Source organism: Vibrio sp. Vb1337, assembly GCF_033338715.1.
In the GTDB taxonomy this organism is placed as follows: domain Bacteria; phylum Pseudomonadota; class Gammaproteobacteria; order Enterobacterales; family Vibrionaceae; genus Vibrio; species Vibrio alginolyticus.
Window position 1 is genome coordinate 1 of record NZ_JAWOTD010000091.1, and the last position, 1511, is coordinate 1511.

The window sequence follows — 1511 nt, forward strand, 5'->3', positions numbered from 1 at the left end:
AACCCGGTGGATGGCAAGTTTCTCAAGTTACTCCAGAAGCGCAGCGCTCATTGAGTATGGTTTTGTACCAGATGAACGCAGAAGATAAATTAAAAAACATCAACGAAGTACGCACTCAAGTGGTAGCGGGTACTCACTATGCGTTTGAGTTCGAGCTTCAAGACGGTGAAGTGTGGAACGCAATGGTCTTACGCAGTGCAAGAGGCGATTACATGATCGAAAGACACGCCAAAAAAGGCGAACTTTGCCCGAAGTAGAATGCCACCAACAAAAACCTGATGAAACGAAAGAGCCAGTGTTCAAAACTGGCTCTTTATGTCTGACTAGACGACTTTAGCTACCACTTTCTCATCGACCTTATCGCAAATGTACTCTCCGATAGGCATGGCAGATGTGGCCGCTGGGGAAGGCGCATTACACACATGAAGGCTTCTTGCGCTCTCTGCAAATAGGAAATCGTGCACTAGAGTGCCGTCCGGCAACACCGCTTGCGCGCGAATCCCTGCAGGGTAAGGCTGGAGATCCTCAACACGAATACTCGGACAATATTTATTGACCAGTTTTAAATACCCAGGCTTCCACCACGAGTTTTTAAACTCTTCCAAGCCCGTTTTTAAGTGCTTTTGTGTGACTTTCCAAAAGCCAGAAAAACTCAGCATTTGCAGTGTATCTTGCAGGTTAAAGTTCACTTTTCCATACCCTTCTCGCTTCCAACCCTGAACGGCATTTGGACCAACCGTCACAGAACCATCAATCATACGAGTCAAATGCACCCCCAAAAATGGCAAATCTGGATCTGGAATTGGGTAGATTAAGTGATTCACCACTTGGTTATGCTTACTGTCTAACCGGTAGTATTCACCGCGATAAGGCACGATTTGAAAATCGGTCGGAATGCCCATCATTTTTGTCATCCGATCGGCCATCAATCCACTGCAAGTGACTAGAAACTTGCAGTTCAACTGCATAGATTGTCCATCGGAAACGCAAGTCAGTTGTACTTCTTCATCTTTCTCATCGGCGGCAACCACCTTGGTTCTCAAGCTAATATGACCACCTAAACTTTGGAACTCCTGTGCCATATGCTCTGTTACCAAGCGGTAATCAACAATACTGGTGGTTTTCACGTAAATCGCGCCCAACCCTGTGATATTCGGCTCCGCCAACTTGAGCTGCGCTTCATCAAGCAATTCCACATCAATCCCGTTGACGTGGCAGCGTTCATAAAGGGCGTTCATTCGTTCGACTTCTTGCTCGTTAGTTGCAACCAACAACTTTCCGCAGTTTTCGACCGGAATATTATGCTGAGAGCAAAACGAGAGCGTTTTTTCTACGCCGCGTTTACAAAAGTCGGCTTTTAAACTGCCCGGCGCATAATACACACCCGCGTGGATAACGCCGCTGTTATGCCCGGTTTGATGCTTAGCAAAACCAGACTCTTTCTCAACCAATAAAATAGAACACTCTGGATGGCGTTGTTGGAGCTGCCAAGCCGTGGACACGCCAACGAT

At 46.9% G+C, this 1511-nt stretch carries 2 protein-coding genes; one reads left to right on the top strand and one right to left on the bottom strand.

Going from position 1 to position 1511, the window contains the following annotated elements:
- The coding region (locus R7E42_RS24100) for a cystatin domain-containing protein (protein WP_318073099.1) at positions 1 to 257 on the top strand (257 nt) is incomplete at its 5' end.
- 66 nt (positions 258 to 323) lie between these two features.
- On the opposite strand, the gene lhgO is transcribed toward R7E42_RS24100, so the two are convergent.
- Positions 324 to 1511: L-2-hydroxyglutarate oxidase (gene lhgO, locus R7E42_RS24105; protein WP_318073100.1), on the bottom strand; the 1188-nt coding region annotated here is incomplete at its 5' end.